Consider the following 19,426-nt stretch of genomic DNA (forward strand, 5'->3'; position numbering starts at 1 on the left):
TACGCCGGTTGTGGCCCGAACAGCCGGGCCGGGGGATCCGGATACCAGCAGGGAGCATTCATGGACAACATCGTCGTCGCCGATAAGCAATCCGAAGTCGCCACTCAGAGCGCCTGGGGGAATATCAACCTGAAGGGTCCAGGCGTCGTGCAGATGCCGGTGGCCCCCGACCAGATCGCCACGGTCACTCAGCGTGGGCAAGACTTGATCGTCACCCTGAAATCCGGTGAAAAAGTCACCATTGGCAACTTCTTCGCCGTGGACCAGGCCGGGGTCGGCAGCGACATTGTCTTCGTTGGCGAAGACGGCACCCTGTGGCATGCCCAGTACGATGCGGCGGCGTTCACCGGTTTCACCTTCGAGGATGTGGCTTCGCTGGACGAACTGGTCGCAGGTATCGGCACTGCTGGTAGTGCCATGCCGACCTGGGCGATTGCCGGGCTCAGCCTGCTCGGTGTCGGTGGTGCGGCAGCGGCAGCCGACGGTGGCGGTGGCGGTGGCGGTGGCGGGAGCAGTGGTGGTTCCGATCCTGACACCACCGCACCGGCCACGCCGATCGACCTGCTGGTCTCGCCGGACGGCCTGCGCCTGACCGGCCGTGGCGAAGCGGGCACCACGGTGAACATCCGTGACGCCGCGGGCAACCTCATCGGCACTGGCACCGTCGGCGCCGACGGCAGCTTCGACATCACCCTGAACCCGCCGCAGGTGAACAGCGAGAACCTTGAAGTCACCCTGACCGACGGCGCCGGCAATGTCTCGGCCCCCGGCACTGTCACTGCCCCCGACGTAACGGCCCCGGCAGCGCCGACCGACCTGGCCGTCAGTGCTGACGGTAGCGTGCTCACCGGCCGTGCCGAACCGGGTAGCACCGTGCGCATCGTCGGCGCCGATGGTACCGAACTGGGCACTGCGGTAGTCGGCCAGGACGGCCGGTTCAGCATCGACCTGGCGCCACCGCAAGTGGCCGGCGAAGTCTTGCAAGCCACTGCCAGCGATGCCGCTGGCAACACCTCCGCCGCCAGTTCCGTCACTGCCCCGGACATCGATGGCGGCGACACCACGCCACCGGATGCCCCGACCAACCTGGTGGTCGGCCTGGCCGGCAGCCAGCTCAGCGGGCGTGGCGAGGCTGGCACTACCGTGCAGGTGCGTGACGCTGCAGGCAACCTCATCGCAAGCGGTACCGTTGGCGCCGATGGCACCTTCGCCGTCACCCTGGCCCCTGCCGTGAAAGACGGCAGCACCTTGCAAGTCACCCTCACCGATGCCGCTGGCAATGTGTCGGCGCCAGGCTCGGTTGCCTCGACCGACCTGCTGCCGCCCGCCCAGCCCACCGAGCTGGCCCTGGCCGATGGCGTCACCTTCAGCGGCCGCGGCGAACCCGGCGCCACCGTGCAAGTGCGCGATGCCGCGGGCAATCTGGTCGGCACCGGTATCGTCGGTGCCGATGGCCTGTTCAGCCTCACCCTGTCCCCCGCCCAGGCCAATGGCGAAGCACTGGACGTACGGCTGGTGGACGCGGCCGGCAATACTTCTGCGCCGCTGCAGTTCGATGCACCGGACATCACCCCGCCCACTGCCGTCAGTAATATCGTGGTGGGTGGTGATGGGCTGGCCCTGAGTGGGCGCGGCGAAGCCGGTGCCACCGTCGAGGTGCGCGATGCCAATGGCACGCTGATCGGCAGCGGCGTGGTAACGGCCAACGGCACCTTCCTCATCGACCTCTCCCCGGCAGTGCAACCTGGCGAGCAACTGAGCCTGGTGCAGACCGACCCGAGCGGCAATGCCTCCGAGGCACTGCAGTTCGAAGTGCCGGTCACTACCGCGCCAGCCAGCCCGAGTGACCTAGTGTTCGCCGAGGATGGCAGCAGCATCAGCGGCACCGCGCCTGCCGGCAGCCGCGTCGAAGTGCATGATGCCAACGGTACGCTGATCGGCAGTGTGGTGGCCGGCGCCGATGGCAGCTTCACTGTCATCCTCAATCCAGCTCAGGCCAATGGCGAACTGCTGGATGTGGTAGCTATCGATGGCAGCGGCGCTTCGTCGCTGCCGGCGCAAATCACCGCGCCGGACATCACCCCACCGGTTGCCCCGAGCGAGCTTGTGATCAATGCCGACGGCAGCGTGGTCACCGGCCGTGCCGAACCGGGCAGCACCGTGCGCGTGCTTGCCGCGGACGGCACCACTGTACTGGGTAGCGTGGTGGTTGGCGCCACCGGCAGCTTCAGCATCACCCTCGACCCGCCACAGGTGAATGGCGAGACGCTGCAAGTCACCGCCACCGACACCGCCGGCAATGCTTCCACCGCCGGCAGCGTCACCGCGCCAGACATCGACGGTGGCGATACCACGCCACCGGATGCCGCCACCAACCTGGTCATCGGCCTCGCCGGCGCCCAGCTCAGCGGCCGCGGCGAAGCCGGGGCCAGCGTGCAGGTGCGCGATGCCCAAGGTAACGTGCTGGCCAATGGTACGGTCAACCCGGATGGCAGTTTCCAGATCACCCTCGTCCCGGCCGTCAAGGATGGCAGCACGCTGCAAGTGGTGCTGACCGATGCTGCCGGCAATGCTTCCACGCCGGCTTCGGTGGTCACCCCGGACCTGCAGGCGCCAACCCAGCCAACCGGCTTGGGCCTGGCAGACGGCGTTACCCTCACCGGTAGTGGCGAGCCAGGCGCGACCGTGCAGGTGCGTGATGCTGCGGGCAATTTGATTGGCAGCGGTCTGGTCAACGAAAATGGCAGCTTCAGCGTCACCCTGTCACCGGCCCAGGCCAACGGCGAAGTGCTCGATATCCGCCTGGTCGATGCCGCCGGCAACATTTCCAGCCCACTGCAGTTCGATGCACCGGACATCACCCCGCCCGCGGCAGTCAGCAACATTGTGGTCGGCGCCGATGGACTGGTTCTGGCCGGCCGTGGCGAAGCCGGTGCCACGGTCGAGGTGCGCGATGCCAATGGCACGCTGATCGGCACCGGCACAGTGACTGCGAACGGTACCTTCCTGCTCGACCTCGACCCGGCGGCACTGCCAGGCGAGCGGTTGAGCGTGGTGCAGACCGACCCGAGCGGCAATGCCTCCGAGGCCCTGACCTACGACGTGCCACTGGTGGCCACGCCCACCAGCCCGAGCGGCCTGGTGGTGGCCGAAGACGGCACCAGCATCAGCGGCTCTGCCCCCGCTGGCAGCCGCGTGGAAGTCCACGATGCCAATGGCACGCTGGTCGGCAGTATCGTGGTCGGCGCCGAAGGCACCTTCACCGTGGTGCTCAACCCAGCCCAGGCCAATGGCGAGTTGCTGGACGTGGTGGCCATCGATAGCAACGGCGCCTCGTCGCTGCCGGTACAAGTCACCGCACCGGACATCACCCCGCCGGTGGCGCCAAGCGACCTGGTAATCGCCGGCGATGGCACCGTCGTCAGTGGCCGCGCCGAGGCAGGCAGCACCGTACGTGTGCTGGCCGCCGATGGCACCACCGTGCTCGGTAGCGTGGTGGTGGGCGCCAGCGGTGCCTTCGAAATTACCCTCAGCCCGCCACAGGTAGCGGGCGAACAGCTGCAAGTCACCGCCACCGACGTTGCCGGTAACGCCTCGCAGGCAGGCACCGTCACCGCCCCCATCATCGACAACGGCGGCGACACCACGCCGCCGGAGCCGGCCACCAACCTGGTGATCAGCAACGACGGGCGCACGGTATCCGGCCGCGGCGAAGCGGGCGCTACCGTGGAAGTGCGTGATGACCAAGGCCAGGTGCTGGTCAGCGGCACCGTGCAAGCGGATGGTAGCTTCAATGTCACCCTGCCGACTCCGGTGGTCGACGGCTCGTCCCTGCAAGTAACCCTGACCGATGCCGCTGGCAACGTGTCCACTCCAAGCCCGCTGACTACGCCCGACAATGTAGCGCCGCTGCAACCGACCGGCCTGGCGCTGGCCGATGGCGTGACCCTGACCGGTACGGCCGAAGCAGGTGCGCGGGTGGATGTGCGCGATGCCTCAGGCAACCTGATAGGCAGCGCCATCGCCGCACCGGACGGCAGCTTCAGCCTTACCTTGAACCCGGCACAAGCCAACGGCGAAACCGTGTCGGTCAGGGTGACCGATGCGGCGGGCAACAGCTCGGTACCGCTTAGCTACGCAACCCCGGATATCACCCCGCCAGCCATCGTCAGCAATGTCATCACTGGTGCTGGCAGCCAGGTCATTTCCGGCCGTGGCGAAGCCGGTGCCACGGTCGAAGTGCGCGATGCCGACGGCACCGTCATCGGTACCGGCACCGTCGCGGCAAATGGCACATTCCTGGTCAGCCTCGACAGCCCGGTCACGGCGGGCGAAACCGTTGTGCTGGTGCAGACCGATGCCGCCGGCAACCCTTCGCCAGGCCTGACCGTCATCGTACCGGCCACCGCACTGCCTGACAGCCCGAGCGGCCTGGTCGTGTCGGCCGACGGCAGCGCTATCAGCGGTACGGCGCCAGCAGGTAGCCTGGTTGAAGTGCTTGACGACCAGGGCACGGTAATCGGCAGCATCCAGGTCGGCAACGATGGCACCTTCACCATCCCGCTCACACCTGCCCAGGCCAACGGCGAGCTGTTGGATGTGGTGGCGATCGACGCCGATGGCAACAGCTCGCTGCCCACCCAGGTCAGTGCACCAGACATCACCCCGCCTAACGAAGCCACCGAGTTGCAACTGAGCAACGACGGCAGCGTCCTGACTGGCCGTGGCGAGCCGGGCACCACCGTACAGGTGGTGGATGCCCAGGGCAACGTGCTGGGCAATGCCCAAATCGGCGCCGACGGCGTGATCAGCGTGATCCTCAACCCGGCGCAAACTGACGGCCAGGAACTGGATGTGGTCTTGCGCGACGCAGCCGGCAACAGCTCGACCGCGACCATCACCGCGCCTGACCTGGACGGCCCGCTGCAACCTTCGGGGCTGGCCATCGACACGGCTGGCATCCACCTTACCGGCCAGGGCCAGAGCGGCTCCACCGTTACCGTGCGCGATGCCGAAGGCAACGTCCTGGGCACCGCCACAGTGGGGGGCGACGGCCGCTTCGACGTTACCCTCAACGCGCCACAGCGCAATGGCGAAAGCCTGACCGTGGAAGCCACCGACAACTTGGGCAACAGTGCCGGGCCGGTGGACTTCACTGCACCAGACTTCACTCCACCGCAAGTGGTCACCAGCCCGACCATCGACGACACCGGCACCACCGTCACCGGCATCGGCGAGCCAGGCGCCACCGTCACCGTGCGTGGGCCGGACGGCAGCGTGCTGGGCAGCGTGGTGGTGGGCGCCGGCGGCGCATTCGAAATCACCCTCGATACACCACAGACCAACGGCCAGGCATTGACCGTGGAGCAACGCGACCCGACCGGCAACCTGTCGGCGGCTGTAGACCTTGCTGCGCCCGACACCGAGCCGCCGGGCATTCCAGGCGGCCTCACCCTTTCGGGCGACGGCACCACCCTGACCGGTACCGGCGAGCCTGGTGCCCAAGTAACCGTCACCGGCGCGGCTGGCGCCGTGGTAGGTACCGCCACCGTGCAGCCCGATGGCAGCTTCAGCGTGGCTATCGACCCGCCGCAGGTGAATGGCCAGACCCTGTCCGTTACCCAGGCAGACAATGCCGGCAACCCATCGCCGGCCGACACCGTGACCGCGCCAGACCTTGAGGCTCCGCTGCCGGCCCAGGGCCTTGGCCTGAATGCGGAAGGCACACTGCTCAGCGGCCAGGGCGAGGCTGGCAGCACCGTGGAAGTACGTAACGCCGCCGGCGATTTGCTGGGCACCATCGAGGTCAACGACGATGGCACCTTCGACGTGCCGATCGCGCCAGCCCAGACCAACGGTGAAACCTTGTCGGTGGTACTGATCGATGGCGGCGGTAACGCTTCGCCTTCGGCCAGCTTCACTGCTGACGACAGCACCGCACCCACGGCACCGGCCGGCCTCACCATCACCCAGGGCGGCAACGCCATCCAGGGCACTGGTGAAGCCGGCAGCACCGTTGAAGTGCGCAACGCCGCTGGCGACCTGCTCGGCAGCGTGGTGGTGCCGGTGGGTGGCAACTTCACGGTACCGCTGGCGCCGGCACAGCTGGATGGCCAGGTGCTGGACGTGACCTTGACCGACGCGGCGGGCAACCTCTCCGACGCCACCCCGATCACCGCACCCGACATCACCCCACCGGCACTGCCCACCGATGTGGCGGTCAGCGCAGACGGCACCGCCGTTACCGGCACTGCACCAGGTGCCAGCGCGGTCACCGTCACAGACGGCGCGGGCAACGTGGTCACCGTCCCGGTCAACCCGGACGGCAGCTTCAGCGTACCGCTGGACACTCCGCAGACCAACGGCGAGACCGTGACCGTAGTCGTCACCGATGCAGCCGGTAACGACTCCGCCCCGGTGACAACCACAGCACCCGACACCACCGACCCGCAACCGGCCACGGATGTGGCCGTGAGCCCGGACGGCGGCACTGTGGGCGGTACCGCAGAACCTGGCAGTACCGTGGTCGTGCGTGATGCCGACGGCAACCCTATCGGCAGCGGCACCACAGGCCCGGATGGCACGTTCGTAGTGCCGGTCGATCCACCCCTTGCCGCTGGCGACACCGGCACCGTGGAGGTCACCGATCCGGCGGGCAACACCTCCACTGAAGTACCCGTTGCAGGCCCGACCGGCAACGAAGTGGCAACACCTGCCGGCCTGGCGATCAGCGCCGACGGCTTCCTGCTGACCGGTACCGGCACCATTGGCTCGCTGATCACCGTGACCTCCGGCGGTACCACCCTGGGCACCGCCACCGTCGGCAGCGACGGCACCTTCCGCGTGTTCTTCCAGAACGCCCAGCTCAATGCTCAGACCCTGCACGTCAGCGCCCGCGCCACGGCCGACGGCCAGCCATCGGTGCCGGCCACCGTCGTGGCCAGCGACACCACGGCGCCAGATGCACCGACCGCCAACCTCAGCACCAACGGCAGCACGCTGACCGGCCAGGGCGAGGTAGGGGCTACCGTACGGGTCACCGATGCCCAGGGCACCCTGCTGGGTACCGGCACCGTCGGCAGCAACGGCCTGTACAGCATCACGCTGGCGGCCAATACGGCCAACGGCCAGAACCTGATCGTCACCCAGGCCGACGCCGCCGGTAACCAGTCGCTGGCAACCAGCGTGCAGACACCCGACCTGCTGGCACCGCTGGCCGCCAGCAACCTCAGCCTCAACAATGCGGCCACTGTGCTCAGCGGCCAGGGCGAAGCAGGAGCAACCGTCACGGTTCGCGATGCCAGCGGTGCTATCCTGGCGACCGGCACTGTCAACCAAAGCGGCCAGTTCCAGATCACCCTGCCTAGCGCACAGACCACTGGCAGCCCCCTGCAAGTTACCCTCAGCGATGCAGCGGGCAACGTCTCCGGCCCCGCCAGCCTGGCCACGCCAGACCGTACACCGCCTGCGGCAATCACCAACGCAGTGCTGAGCCAGGACGGCCGGCAGCTGTCCGGTAGTGGCGAAGTCGGTGCAACGGTCCAGGTGCGCAATGCTGCGGGGGCTGTGCTTGGCACCGCCACAGTGGGTGCCGATGGCCGCTTCACGGTGACCTTCGATACACCGCAAGCCACCGGCCAGGCCATCGGCGTCACCCAAGTGGATGCCGCCGGCAACACCTCGCCAGCGATCAATGTGACCACTCCGGACCTGGCCCCGCCTGCGCCATTGACCAATGTGGTGCTGAACAACAACGGCCTGACCCTGACCGGCCTCGGCGAAGCCGGCGCCAGCGTCACCGTGCGCGGCCCGGACGGCACCATCATCGGTACCGGGCTGGTTGCGGCCAATGGCAGCTTTACCCTTACGCTCACCAGTGCCCAGCTCAACGCCCAGCAACTGAGCGTGACCCAGACCGACGCCGGCAACAACACTTCAACCGCCGTGGCGGTGACTGCACCGGACTTCACCCCGCCAGCCGCACCGTCCGCACTGGTGCTGGCCGGCACCGGGCTGCAACTGAGCGGTAACGCCGAAGCCGGCAGCACCGTGACCGTGCGCGATGCCAGCGGCAACGTGCTGGGCACCACGGTGGCCAGCAGCAACGGTACCTTCCAGGTCACCCTGGGCAGTGCCCAGACCAATGGCCAGACCCTGCAAGTAACCGCGACCGATGCAGCAGGCAACGTATCGCCCGCGACGCCTTACACCACCACCGATACCACGCCGCCTGCGGCGGTAAGCAACCTGGCAGTCTCCGCCGACGGCGCTACCTTGATGGGCAATGGCGAAGCCGGTGCGACAGTCACCGTCCGGGCCCCGGACGGCACCGCGCTGGGCACAGCCACGGTCGCGGCCGACGGGCGCTTCAGCGTCACCCTGTCGCCGGCTGCGATCACCGGCGAAAGCCTGAGCGTGGTCCAGGCCGACGCATCACAAAACGTCTCGCCTGCGCAGAACGTCACCGCACCTGGCGCGCTCGCGCCCGCCACCCCGGACAACCTGGTGCTGGCGGCGGACGGCCTGTCGGTGACCGGTACCGCGACGGCGGGCAGCACGGTCAATGTATACGGCCCGAATGGCGTGCTGCTGGGCAGCAGCCCAGTGGCCAACGACGGCACCTTCACCGTCAACCTGGGCAGCGCACAGGCCAACGGCGAGGTCCTGCAGGTGAGCGCCACCGGCAGTGACGGCGGGGTTTCGCTGCCGGCGATGCTGCAGGCACCGGACACCACCGCACCGCAACCGCTGACCAACCTGGTGTTGTCCAACGATGGCCTGGTCCTCAGTGGCCGAGGTGAACCGGGGGCCACCGTTACCGTGATCGGTGAAGGCGGTATCGACCTGGGCACCGCCGTGGTCGATGCCAATGGCAACTTCAGCGCCAACCTGGGCAGCGCACAGATCAACGGGGAACAGCTCAGCGCCGCGCAGGCCGACGCCGCCGGTAACGAGTCCAACAGTGTCAGCCTCACCGCGCCAGACCGTGTGGCGCCGGATGCTGCGCAAAACCTCGCGTTCGCCGGGGGTGGCAGCCTGCTCAATGGTAGCGGCGAGGCCGGGGCCAGTGTGCGGGTCCTGGCCGCCGATGGCAGCGTGCTCGGTACCGCCGTGGTACGTGCCGACGGCACCTTCCAGGTCAACCTCAACTCGCCGCAAGCCAACGGCCAGCAGGTGCAGGTGCTGCTGACCGATGCGGCTGGCAACCAGTCCGCTGCCAGCGCCATCACCGCGCCAGATACCACGCCACCTGCCGCACCAAGCGAACTGGCGGTATCGGGTGAAGGTGTGACCCTGACCGGCCGTGGCGAAGCCGGCGCGCTGGTGACCGTGACCGATTCGAGCGGCGCGCAGATCGGCAGTGCCACTGTCGATGCCAGCGGCCACTTCACCATTACCCTCAACCCGGCACTGGGTAACGCCGAACTGCTCAGCTTCACCCAGACCGACGCCGCCGGGAACGTGTCGGCAGTGGCCACCCTGCTGTCCCCGGACTTCACCCCGCCTGCCCCGCTGACCGAGGTCGTGATCAATGCCGATGGCAGCGTAGTCAGCGGCCTGGGCGAAGCCGGTGCAACCGTGATCGTGAGCGACGCCGCTGGCACCGTGCTGGGGACTGGCACGGTACTCGCCGACGGCAGTTTCCGCGTCGAGCTTACCCCCGCGCAAATCAACAACCAGGTGCTGTCGGTGCTGCAGGCTGACCCACCGGGCAACGTCAGCGAACCGGTCGACGTTCAGGCGCCGGATCTCACGCCCCCGGCTGCGGCGACCGAGTTGCGGCTCAATGCAGCAGGCGATGTGCTGGCGGGTACCGGCGAAGCGGGTACCACGGTGCGCGTGTACGTTGGCACGAGCGAGATCGGTAGCGCCACGGTTGCTCCGGACGGCACCTTCACGGTCAATCTGGACGCCGCCCAGCTCGATGGCCAGCTGTTGCAGGTAACCCTGACCGACGGCAGCAGCAACGTTTCGCCGATCAGTACGGTCACGGCGGTGGACATCACGCCACCGGCAACCGTCATTGCCAGCATCAACGACAGCGGTACCCAGCTGATCGGTACTGCCGAGGCCGGCACTCGGGTCACCGTGATCAACAACAGTGGCGACCTGCTGGGCCAAGTTACGGTAGACCCGGACGGCAGCTTCGTGGTCGACCTGAGCAGCCCGCAGATCAACGGCCAGCAACTGACGCTGATCGCCCAGGACGCCACCGGCAACCCATCGTCGCCACTGCTGGTAACTGCACCGGACCTGACACCACCGGTACAGCCCAGCAACCTGCTGCTGAATGCGGCCGGCACGTCGATGACCGGTACCGCCGAAGCCGGCAGCACCATCACTGTTCGCGGCCCGGACAACAGCATCGTGGGCCAGGTGGAAGTGGGCGCCAACGGTCAGTTCACCGTGCCGATCAGCCCGGCGCAGAACAACGGCCAGCTGCTCAGCGTGGTGTCCACCGACGATGCCGGCAACGCCTCGGTGCCTGCGCCGTACCAAACCAACGACACCTCGGCACCCGAGCCGGTCACCAACCTGGCGATCAACAACACCTTCAACGTGCTGACCGGCAAGGGCGAGGCCAATGCGACGGTCACCGTCAGCCTCAACCAGACTGTGATCGGCACCGGCGTGGTCGATGCCGCAGGCAACTTCCAGATCACCCTGTCGCCGGCGGCGGGCTCGCTCGCCACCTTGGCAGTCACGCAGTCCGACGGTTTCAACACATCAGCGGTGACGACCTATGTGACGCCGCTGGTCGCACCGCCGGTACCACCGACCAACGTGATCCTGGACAGCGACGGCCTGACCTTGTCGGGTAATGCGCCAAGCGGTGTCGGTATCCGCGTGTACGACGCCGCAGGCAATCTGATCGGCACCGGTGGCGCAACGCTCAACGGCACCTTCTCGCTCACGCTTGACTCGGCACAGCTCAACGGCCAGCACCTCACGGTGACAGCCGTAGCGCTGGTGGGCGGCGAGTCGCAGCCCACCTTCGTGCAGGCAGCTGACATCACCCCACCGGCCAACCCGGTGGTGACCGCCCTGTCCACCAACGGCCTGGTGCTGAGCGGCACGGGTGAGGCCGGAGCCACGGTGACCGTGCGCGATGCCGGTGGCAACGTGCTCGGCAGCGGCCTGGTGAATGCCGGTGGCGTGTACTCCATCAACCTGAACGCCGCGCAGCTCAATGGCCAGGTCCTGGCTGTGAGCCAGGCCGACGCTGCGGGCAACAACTCGGGCAGCACCAGTTACACTGCCACTGACCTGCAGCCACCTGCCGCACCGGCCAACTTGGTCATCAACGGCACGGGCACGGTACTCACCGGGACCGGTGAAGCGGGCGCCACGGTCACCGTACAAGGCCCGAGCGGTCAGGTCGGTAGCGCAGTCGTGCAGGCCAACGGCACCTTCAGCATCACCCTGACTACCCCGCAAAACGACGGGCAACTGCTGGTGGTACGCCAGTCCGATGCTGCCGGCAACCTGTCCGCCAGCACCAGCCTGACCGCACCCGACACCACGGCGCCAGCTGCACCGCTGGCTACCATCAACGCCAACGGCACCTCGGTCAGCGGTTCTGGGCAGGTCGGCAGCACGGTCACCGTGCGCAACAGCGCCGGTACCGTGCTGGGGACTGCGACAGTGGGCAGCAACGGCCTGTTCGTGGTCAGCCTGGCCGCCGCACAGATCGACAACCAGGCGCTCAGCGTCACCCTCACTGACAGCGCCGGCAACGTGTCTACCGGCACCGCACTGACCGCACCGGACCTGACCCCGCCTGCGGCAGCCGGCAACCTGGTGTTCAGCGCCGACGGCGGTACCCTGACCGGTACCGGCGAAGTGGGGGCCACGGTGACCGTGCGCAGTGCCAACGGTAACGTGCTGCAAACCGCAACCGTGCAGCAGAACGGCACCTTCACCGTGACCCTGAGCCCGCCGCAGGACAACGGCCAGATACTTTCGGTGACCCTCGCCGACCCGCGCGGCAACGTGTCGGGCAACGTCAACGTCACCGCGCCGGATGTGGATGCCAACGCGCCGGTCGTCGCCAGCGACAACCTGGCGACGGCCACGGTCAACCTGGTGCCGGTCAGCGCCACCAAGACCTACACGGACAGCTTCACGACCCTGCTGTCGGGCTTCAGCAAGACCTACACCTGGACAGTGGCAGCAGGCACCACGGTTGACCCGACCCTGACGCTGACCACCAACAGTGTGCTGGCGCTGCTCAACAACTCGACATTCACGCTGCAGGTGAAAGACGCGACTGGCGCCTGGGTCACCATCGCCACCGGCAACACCCAGGGGCTGCTCGACCTGATCGTGCTGCCACTTGGGCTGCAGGTCGATATCGGCACCCTGCAAGCCGGTGACTACCGTCTGACAGTGGGCAGTGGCGGCATTGGCCTGATCACCCAGGTAACCACCGCGCTGGACATCACGTCCACCAGCCTGACCCAGTTCACCGGCACCGGCACTGCCACCTCTGGCAACGTCATCACCGATGTGGGCACTGATGGCACCGTGGATGCACGCGGCCCGGACAGCGGCGCGGTGCTGCAAGTACTGAAAAACGGCAGCTACGTTGCCGCTGGCACTGCCACCACGGTGCAGGGCCTGTACGGCACACTGGTGATCCAGGGCGACGGCAGCTACACCTATACGCCGAACGGCAGCCCAGGCAGTGTCGGCAAGGTAGACGTGTTCAGCTATCAACTGGTGCACCCGAACGGCCTGTCTGATGCGGCCAACCTGTATGTGCGCATCGACAGCCCACAAGCCACGGAGATCTGGAGCGATAGCAACTACGGGGCCCCGGCCACGGTGGTCGACGCCGTAAACGATGTCGGCTTCAGTCAACTCACCCTGGCCAACCGCGTGGACACCAGCAGTACCACGCTGGGCTCGCTGACCTTGCCCTTGATCGGTACACGGCAAGCCACCTACACCACCACGGTGGCCGCCGACACCACGGCCAACCTGCAAGTGGTGGTCAACTCCACCAACCTGCTGAGCCTGCTCAACGGCACTACCATCGAACTGCTCAAGCTCAACCCGGCCACCGGCCAGTATGTACTGGTGCAGTCGGTGAACGGTGGTTCGTTGATCAGCCTGCTGGGTGGCGGCGCGGGTTATACCTTCCAGAACCAAGGGGCTGGCACCTACCACGTGCGCGTCACTGCCGGCGGGATAGGCCTGGCCAGCTCGATCACCACCAGCGTCAACGCCACCACCACGCACCTGACCGAATTCGTGGTCAGTGGCGCAACGGCGGCCACCGGCAACCTGCTGACCGATGACAACGTAGGTTCGGCACTGACCGTGCTGAGCGTCCTGACTGCCGCCAACACCTACACCATCCCGGGCTACAACGGCGTGACAGTGGCAGGCACCTACGGTTCGCTGCTGGTGCATGCCGACGGCAGCTACACCTATACGCTCAACGCCGGGCTCACCTCGGCGGCGGTGGGCCAGCATGACACCTTTACCTACGAGCTGACCCACCCCAACGGCACCACCGACACGGCAACGCTGACCATCAACCTGGACAACGCCGCCGGCCTCGTCACCACCACCTCGCTGCTGGCAGACACCAGTGACGAGTCGGTGGCGCTGGCCAGCGTGGCCGCTGCCAGCGATGTCATCGCCGGTACCGACGGCAACGACCACCTCGATGGCAGCCAGGGTGGCCACATCACCCTGGAGGGTGGTGCAGGCGACGACACGCTGGTGGTGGTCGACCAGAACTTCGCCAGTGTCGACGGGGGTACCGGTACCGACACCCTGCTGTGGGGCGGCGGCGATGCCAGCATCGACCTGGGCAACCTGGCCGGCCGTGTGCATGACATCGAAATCATCGACCTCAACGACACCAGTTCGGTGGCGCTGACCCTCAATCTGGCGGACGTGGTGGCAATCACCGAAACCGGTACCGACACACTGATCATCAAGGGGGACGACAAAGACTCGGTGCACATGACGGACAGCTGGACCCTGGTCGGGAACCAAACTGCCGACGGGATCGACTATAACCAATACACGGCCCAGGAGGATCCAAGCCACCACCTGTGGGTACAGAACGGTATCCACGTTGTCTGAGGCCGCCGCAAACCCGCCGGGCCCACGCCCGGCGGCATGGACGACCAGCAGTAAGGGAACTATGTGAAGCGAAGCAGTCCGCTGTCACCGCTGTTGCTGGGAGCCTTCGGGCTCGTGGCGCTGAATTTCCACCCGGGTGCCCAGGCAGCCGATGATATAGACCCTCAACTGCGCCAGATCGGGCCATCGCTGTTACGCGATGCGCCCGAGGCGGTGCCTGCCCGGCCGCCGAGCGGCATGGCCCCGGTGGCCAGTGGCGAACGCCTCGGGTTGACAGACGCGGTGCTGCAAGCCGCGCAATGGCACCCTAGCATCGCCGAAGCCATCGGCAACCTGTACAAGCAGGGCGAAGGCATCAACGTCGCCCGCGCGGGTTACTACCCGCAGATTTCCGGCGGTATCCGCACCGGTTACGACACCGGTTATGGCGGCGACCGCAACAGCCAGGCCCTTAACCTGTCGCTCAAGCAGATGCTCTACGACTTCGGCAAGGTCGACAGCGCCGTCAGCGCGGCTCAGGCTGCCGCTGCCCGCGCCCAGGCCAATATCCTGCTGGTCGTCGATGACCTGGCCCGTGACACCGCCTACGCCTGGATCGAAACCCGCCGCTACGAACAATTGATGACCATTGCCCGCGACCAGATCCGCGGGGTCGGTGACATTGCCGGCATGGCGCGCCAGCGGAGCGACATGGGCGCCAGTACCCGTTCCGATGTGGTGCAGGCTGAGTCTCGCGTGGAAAGCGCCCGCGCCACGCTGGAGGAGTACCAGTCGCAATACGAGCGCTGGCGCTCGACCCTGGCTGCGCTGATGGGGCGCGTCACCCCGCCGGCCCTGGCCGAGGGCACGCCCAACGAACTGAACCAGGCCTGCAAACGCCCCGCACAGGGCGGTGACCGCCTGCCGGCGGTGCTGATGGCCCTGGCCCAACGCGCCCAAGGCCAGGCGGAACTGGCCCAGGCCAAGGCCGAGGCCTACCCCACCTTGTCGTTGCAACCGCAGGTCAACCACTACCTGGACGACGACTACAACCGCGACAACGCCAGGCTGGACCGTACCCAGGCAGGCATCTACCTGAATGTCGAAGTGCCCATCTACCAGGGCGGTGCCATCAGCGCCCGAAGCCGCGCCGCTGGCCATGCCCTGACCGCGGCCGACTCTGCCGAGGACGCCGCCCGCCTGCAGGCTCGCCGCGGCCTGGCCGAGGCCGTGGCACAAACCTCTGGGCTGGGTCGACGACTGAGCTCGCTGGAAGCGCGCCAGGTCAGCATTCAGGAAGCACGCATGCTTTATGGCCGCCAATACCTGGACCTGGGCACCCGGCCACTGCTCGACCTGCTCAACGCCGAGCAGGAGATCTATCAGTCTCGCTTCGAACTTGCCGGCACCCGCTCCGATCTGCTGCGCCTGGATGTCGACTGCCTGTACAACACCGGCGCCCTGCGCACGGCCTTTGGCCTCGAGGGGCGCAACCTGCAAGGTGTGGAGATCCAGCCATGAGCGATTCGATCAATGTGACCCTGCCCAACCAGGCTCCTGCTGCCGCCCCAGACCAAGCCCACCGGCCAGATCTCGGGCCATGGCTGGAAGTGATGCTGCAGGTCGCGCACCACTACCGCCTGGATGTATCGCCCCAGCGCATTCGCCTGGCCGCTGTCGAGGATGCCCGACCGCTCGACGAAATTCTCCGGCACATGGCCCGCCAGGCCGGGCTGGCCCTGCGCTTCGTGCGCTTCGATGCCAAGGGCCTGCGGCAGTGGCGCACCCCGCTGGTGCTGGAGCTGGACGATGGCCAGTTGGCTGTGGTCGAGTCAGTCACCGAGGAAGACGACCTGGCAGTGGTGTTTGCCGGTGACCAGGGCCTGACCTCGCGCCTGCCCCGCGACACCCTCAAGGGCCGCATCAACCGCGTTGCCCTGCTGCGCCCGGCACGGCCACTGCGCGACGTGCGTACCGACGACTACACCGCACCTTACGACCGCCACTGGTTCGCCCGTATCGTGCTGCGCGACTTGCGCCCGTACGGCCAGGTGATGGTGGCCTCACTGGTGGCCAACGTGCTGGCGCTGGCCGGGGTGCTGTTCTCGATGCAGGTGTACGACCGGGTGATCCCGGCGGAATCGCTGCCGACCCTGTACGTGCTGTTTGGCGGTGTCGTGCTGGCGCTGGTGTTCGACTTCAGCATGCGCCTGCTGCGGTTGAAAGTGAGCGACCTGCTTGGCAAGCGCGCCGACCTGCGGGTAAGTGACCTGGTCTACGGCCATGCCCTGCGTCTGCGCAACTCGGTACGGCCGAAGTCCACCGGCTCGTTCATCTCGCAACTGCGTGAGCTGGAGTCGATCCGCGATCTGATCACGTCCAGCACCGCCACGGCGCTGGCCGACCTGCCGTTCTTCCTGCTGTTCCTGTTCGTGTTCTGGCTGATTGGCGGTGTGCTGGTGTTCATCCCGCTGGTCGCGCTGCTGGCCATGGTCTTGCCAGGCTTGCTGGCGCAACGGCGCCTGGCGCGGCTGGCCAATGCCTCGATGCGCGAATCGGCGCTGCGCAACGCCATGCTGGTGGAAAGCATCCAAGGCCTGGACGAGATCAAGGCACTGCAGGCCGAAGCACGCTTCGAGCGCCAGTGGAACCAGTACAACGCCGCCTGTGCCCATACCAACCTGCGCCTGCGCACCCTCACCAACGGCCTGGTGACGTGGACCCAGAACGTTCAGGGGGCGGTGTTCGCCGTGGTCATCGTGGTTGGCGCCCCCATGGTAATCGCCGGCGACCTCACCACCGGTAGCCTGGTGGCGGCGTCGATGCTTTCATCGCGAATGATGGCGCCGCTGGCCCAGCTGACCCATGTCCTGACCCGCTGGCAACAGGCCAAGGTAGCGCTGCAAGGCCTGGACAAGCTGATGCAGTCGCCGGTCGACCACCCTGAAGGCGAAGCCCGCGTGCACCTGCCGGCCATCCGCGGCGAGTACCGGCTGCGCCAGGCCAACTTCCGCTACAGCGAAGAGTCCCCGCCGGTGCTGAACATCGGCCAGCTGGATATTCAGCCTGGCGAGCGCATTGCCGTGCTCGGGCGCAACGGCGCCGGCAAATCCACCCTGCTGCAAGCGCTGGGCGGGGCCATGGACCTGGTCCAGGGTGAAGTCAGCCTGGACGGCATCGCCATGGCCCACCTCGATCCTGCCGACCTGCGTCGCGACGTCGGCCTGCTGCCGCAATACGCGCGGCTGTTCCACGGCACCCTGCGGGAAAACCTCACCCTCGGCGCCGGCCAGGCCAGCGACCAGGAACTGGTGGCCGCCCTGGCCGCCACTGGCGCGCTGGACTTCGTCCGCCGCCTGCCCAAGGGGATGGACCACCTTATCCTTGAAGGCGGCCTGGGCCTTTCCGGCGGTCAGCGCCAGGCGCTGGTGCTGTCCCGCCTGCTGGTGCGCCAGCCGCAGGTCCTGCTGCTGGACGAACCGACCGCATCGCTGGACGACATGACCGAGCGCAAGCTGCTGGATAACCTCGAGCGCTTCTGCCAGGGCCGCACCCTGGTGATTGCCACTCACCGCCTGAGCGTGCTGCAACGGGTCGACCGCATTCTGGTCCTCGATGGCGGGCGCATCGTCATCGATGACACGCGCGATGCCGCACTGGCCAAACTGCAAGGAGCGCAGGCATGAGCAACCATGAACTCCCGGCCTCCTACCTGGACGGCCAGGACGACCAGGCAGTATTCCGCGCCGGTCGTATCATCACCCTGTGCGCGCTGATGCTGGCGGCGTTCGTGGCCTGGGCAGCCTGGTTCGAGGTCACGGAGGTCTCCACCGGCACTGGCAAGGTCATCCCAAGCTCACGGGAGCAGGTGATCCAGTCGTTCGAGGGCGGCATCGTCGCGCAGATGAGCGTGGCCGAGGGCGACCTGGTCGAGCGCGGCCAGATCCTGGCCCAGCTCGACCCGACCAAGACTGCTTCCAGCGTGGGTGAAAGCGAGGCCAAGTACCGCGCGGCCAAGGCCAGCCAGGCGCGCCTGCAGGCCGAGGTAACCGGCAAGCCACTGACCTTCCCAGCCAGCCTGCGCGACTCGCCCGAGCTGATCGACGCCGAAACCGCTCTGTACCAGACCCGCCGCCGCGGCCTGGAACAGACCCTGGCAGGGATCGAGGACTCGCTGCAACTGGTGCGCAGCGAGCTGAAGATCACCGAGAACCTGGCCAAGATGGGCGCCTCGAGCCGGGTCGAGGTGATCCGCCTGAACCGCCAGCGTTCGGAGCTGGAGCTCAAGGCCAACGAGGCGCGCTCCGACTACCTGGTGCGAGCCCGGGAAGAACTGGCCAAGGCCAGCGCCGAGGCCGACAGCTTGTCGGAGGTGGTCCGCGGGCGCAGCGACTCGCTTACCCGCCTGACCTTGCGCTCGCCGGTACGCGGCATCGTCAAGGACATCGAGGTCAATACCCTGGGCGGCGTGGTGCAACCCGGGGGCCAGGTGATGAAGATCGTACCGATGGACGAGCGCCTGCTGATCGAAACCCGTATCGCCCCACGCGACATTGCCTTCATCCACCCGGACCAGGCGGCCAAGGTCAAGATCAGCGCCTATGACTACTCGGTCTATGGCGGGCTGGATGGCAAGGTGGTGGGGATCTCGCCGGATACCTTGCAGGATGAGGTGAAACCAGAGATCTATTATTACCGGGTGTTCATCCGCACCGAACAGGACAGCTTGCAGAACAAGGCCGGCAAGCACTTCGCGATCGTGCCAGGGATGATTGCCACGGTGGATATCCGTACTGGCGAGAAGACCATCCTCGATTACCTGATCAAACCGCTGAACCGAGCCAGGGAGGCACTGCGCGAACGGTAGGGCATGACGGAAGATTTGCGCTGCCAGTGAGATCGAGCGCCGCCCGCGCGGCGCATCGCGAGCTGCGCTCGCTCCTACGTTTTTTTCTGGCCAGTCACGCCTGTGACAGGCGCGCGCGACCGCCTTGTTTTACGACGCGATATCGCGCCATGCGCCCAGGCGTACGCGCGCAAATCCCCCAGGAATAATTGGCCCGGAACAACCGTAGGAGCGAGCGCAGCTCGCGATGCGCCGCGCGGGCGGCGCTCGGTCTCCCAGACGACGCACCTCTACCGCCGTACCCTTACGAAGCCACACCGCATGGCATGAGGTTGTGGAATGGCCGGGTGTGTTTGGCTTGGGTTTTAGGGTGTGGCAGAAATCGAGCGCCGCCCGCGCGGCGCATCGCGAGCTGCGCTCGCTCCTACGTTTTTTTCTGGCCAGTCACGCCTGTGACAGGCGCGCGCGACCGCCTTGTTTTACGACGCGATATCGCGC

4 protein-coding genes are annotated in these 19,426 nt (G+C 67.0%); all 4 read left to right on the forward strand.

Going from position 1 to position 19,426, the window contains the following annotated elements; all coding sequences use genetic code 11:
• Positions 1-60: 60 nt before the first annotated feature.
• The 4 genes from DMX11_RS13470 (at position 61) to DMX11_RS13485 (ending at position 18,949) form a co-directional block, all read left to right on the forward strand.
• Positions 61-14,103: a BapA/Bap/LapF family large adhesin gene (locus DMX11_RS13470; protein WP_110744964.1), complete on the forward strand. Its 14,043-nt coding sequence runs from the start codon at positions 61-63 to the stop codon at positions 14,101-14,103.
• 63 nt (positions 14,104-14,166) lie between these two features.
• A complete protein-coding gene (locus DMX11_RS13475; protein ID WP_110744965.1) occupies positions 14,167-15,603 on the forward strand; it encodes a TolC family outer membrane protein in 1,437 nt (478 codons plus the stop codon).
• Entirely contained in the window at positions 15,600-17,768 is a 2,169-nt protein-coding gene (locus DMX11_RS13480; RefSeq protein WP_110744966.1) for a type I secretion system permease/ATPase, read from the forward strand. The genes DMX11_RS13475 and DMX11_RS13480 overlap by 4 nt, the downstream gene beginning before the upstream one ends.
• Entirely contained in the window at positions 17,765-18,949 is a 1,185-nt protein-coding gene (locus DMX11_RS13485; RefSeq protein ID WP_110744967.1) for an HlyD family type I secretion periplasmic adaptor subunit, read from the forward strand. Before DMX11_RS13480 ends, DMX11_RS13485 begins: the two co-directional genes overlap by 4 nt.
• Positions 18,950-19,426 lie beyond the last annotated feature (477 nt).

Source organism: Pseudomonas sp. LB-090624, assembly GCF_003205205.1.
In the GTDB taxonomy this organism is placed as follows: Bacteria; Pseudomonadota; Gammaproteobacteria; order Pseudomonadales; family Pseudomonadaceae; genus Aquipseudomonas.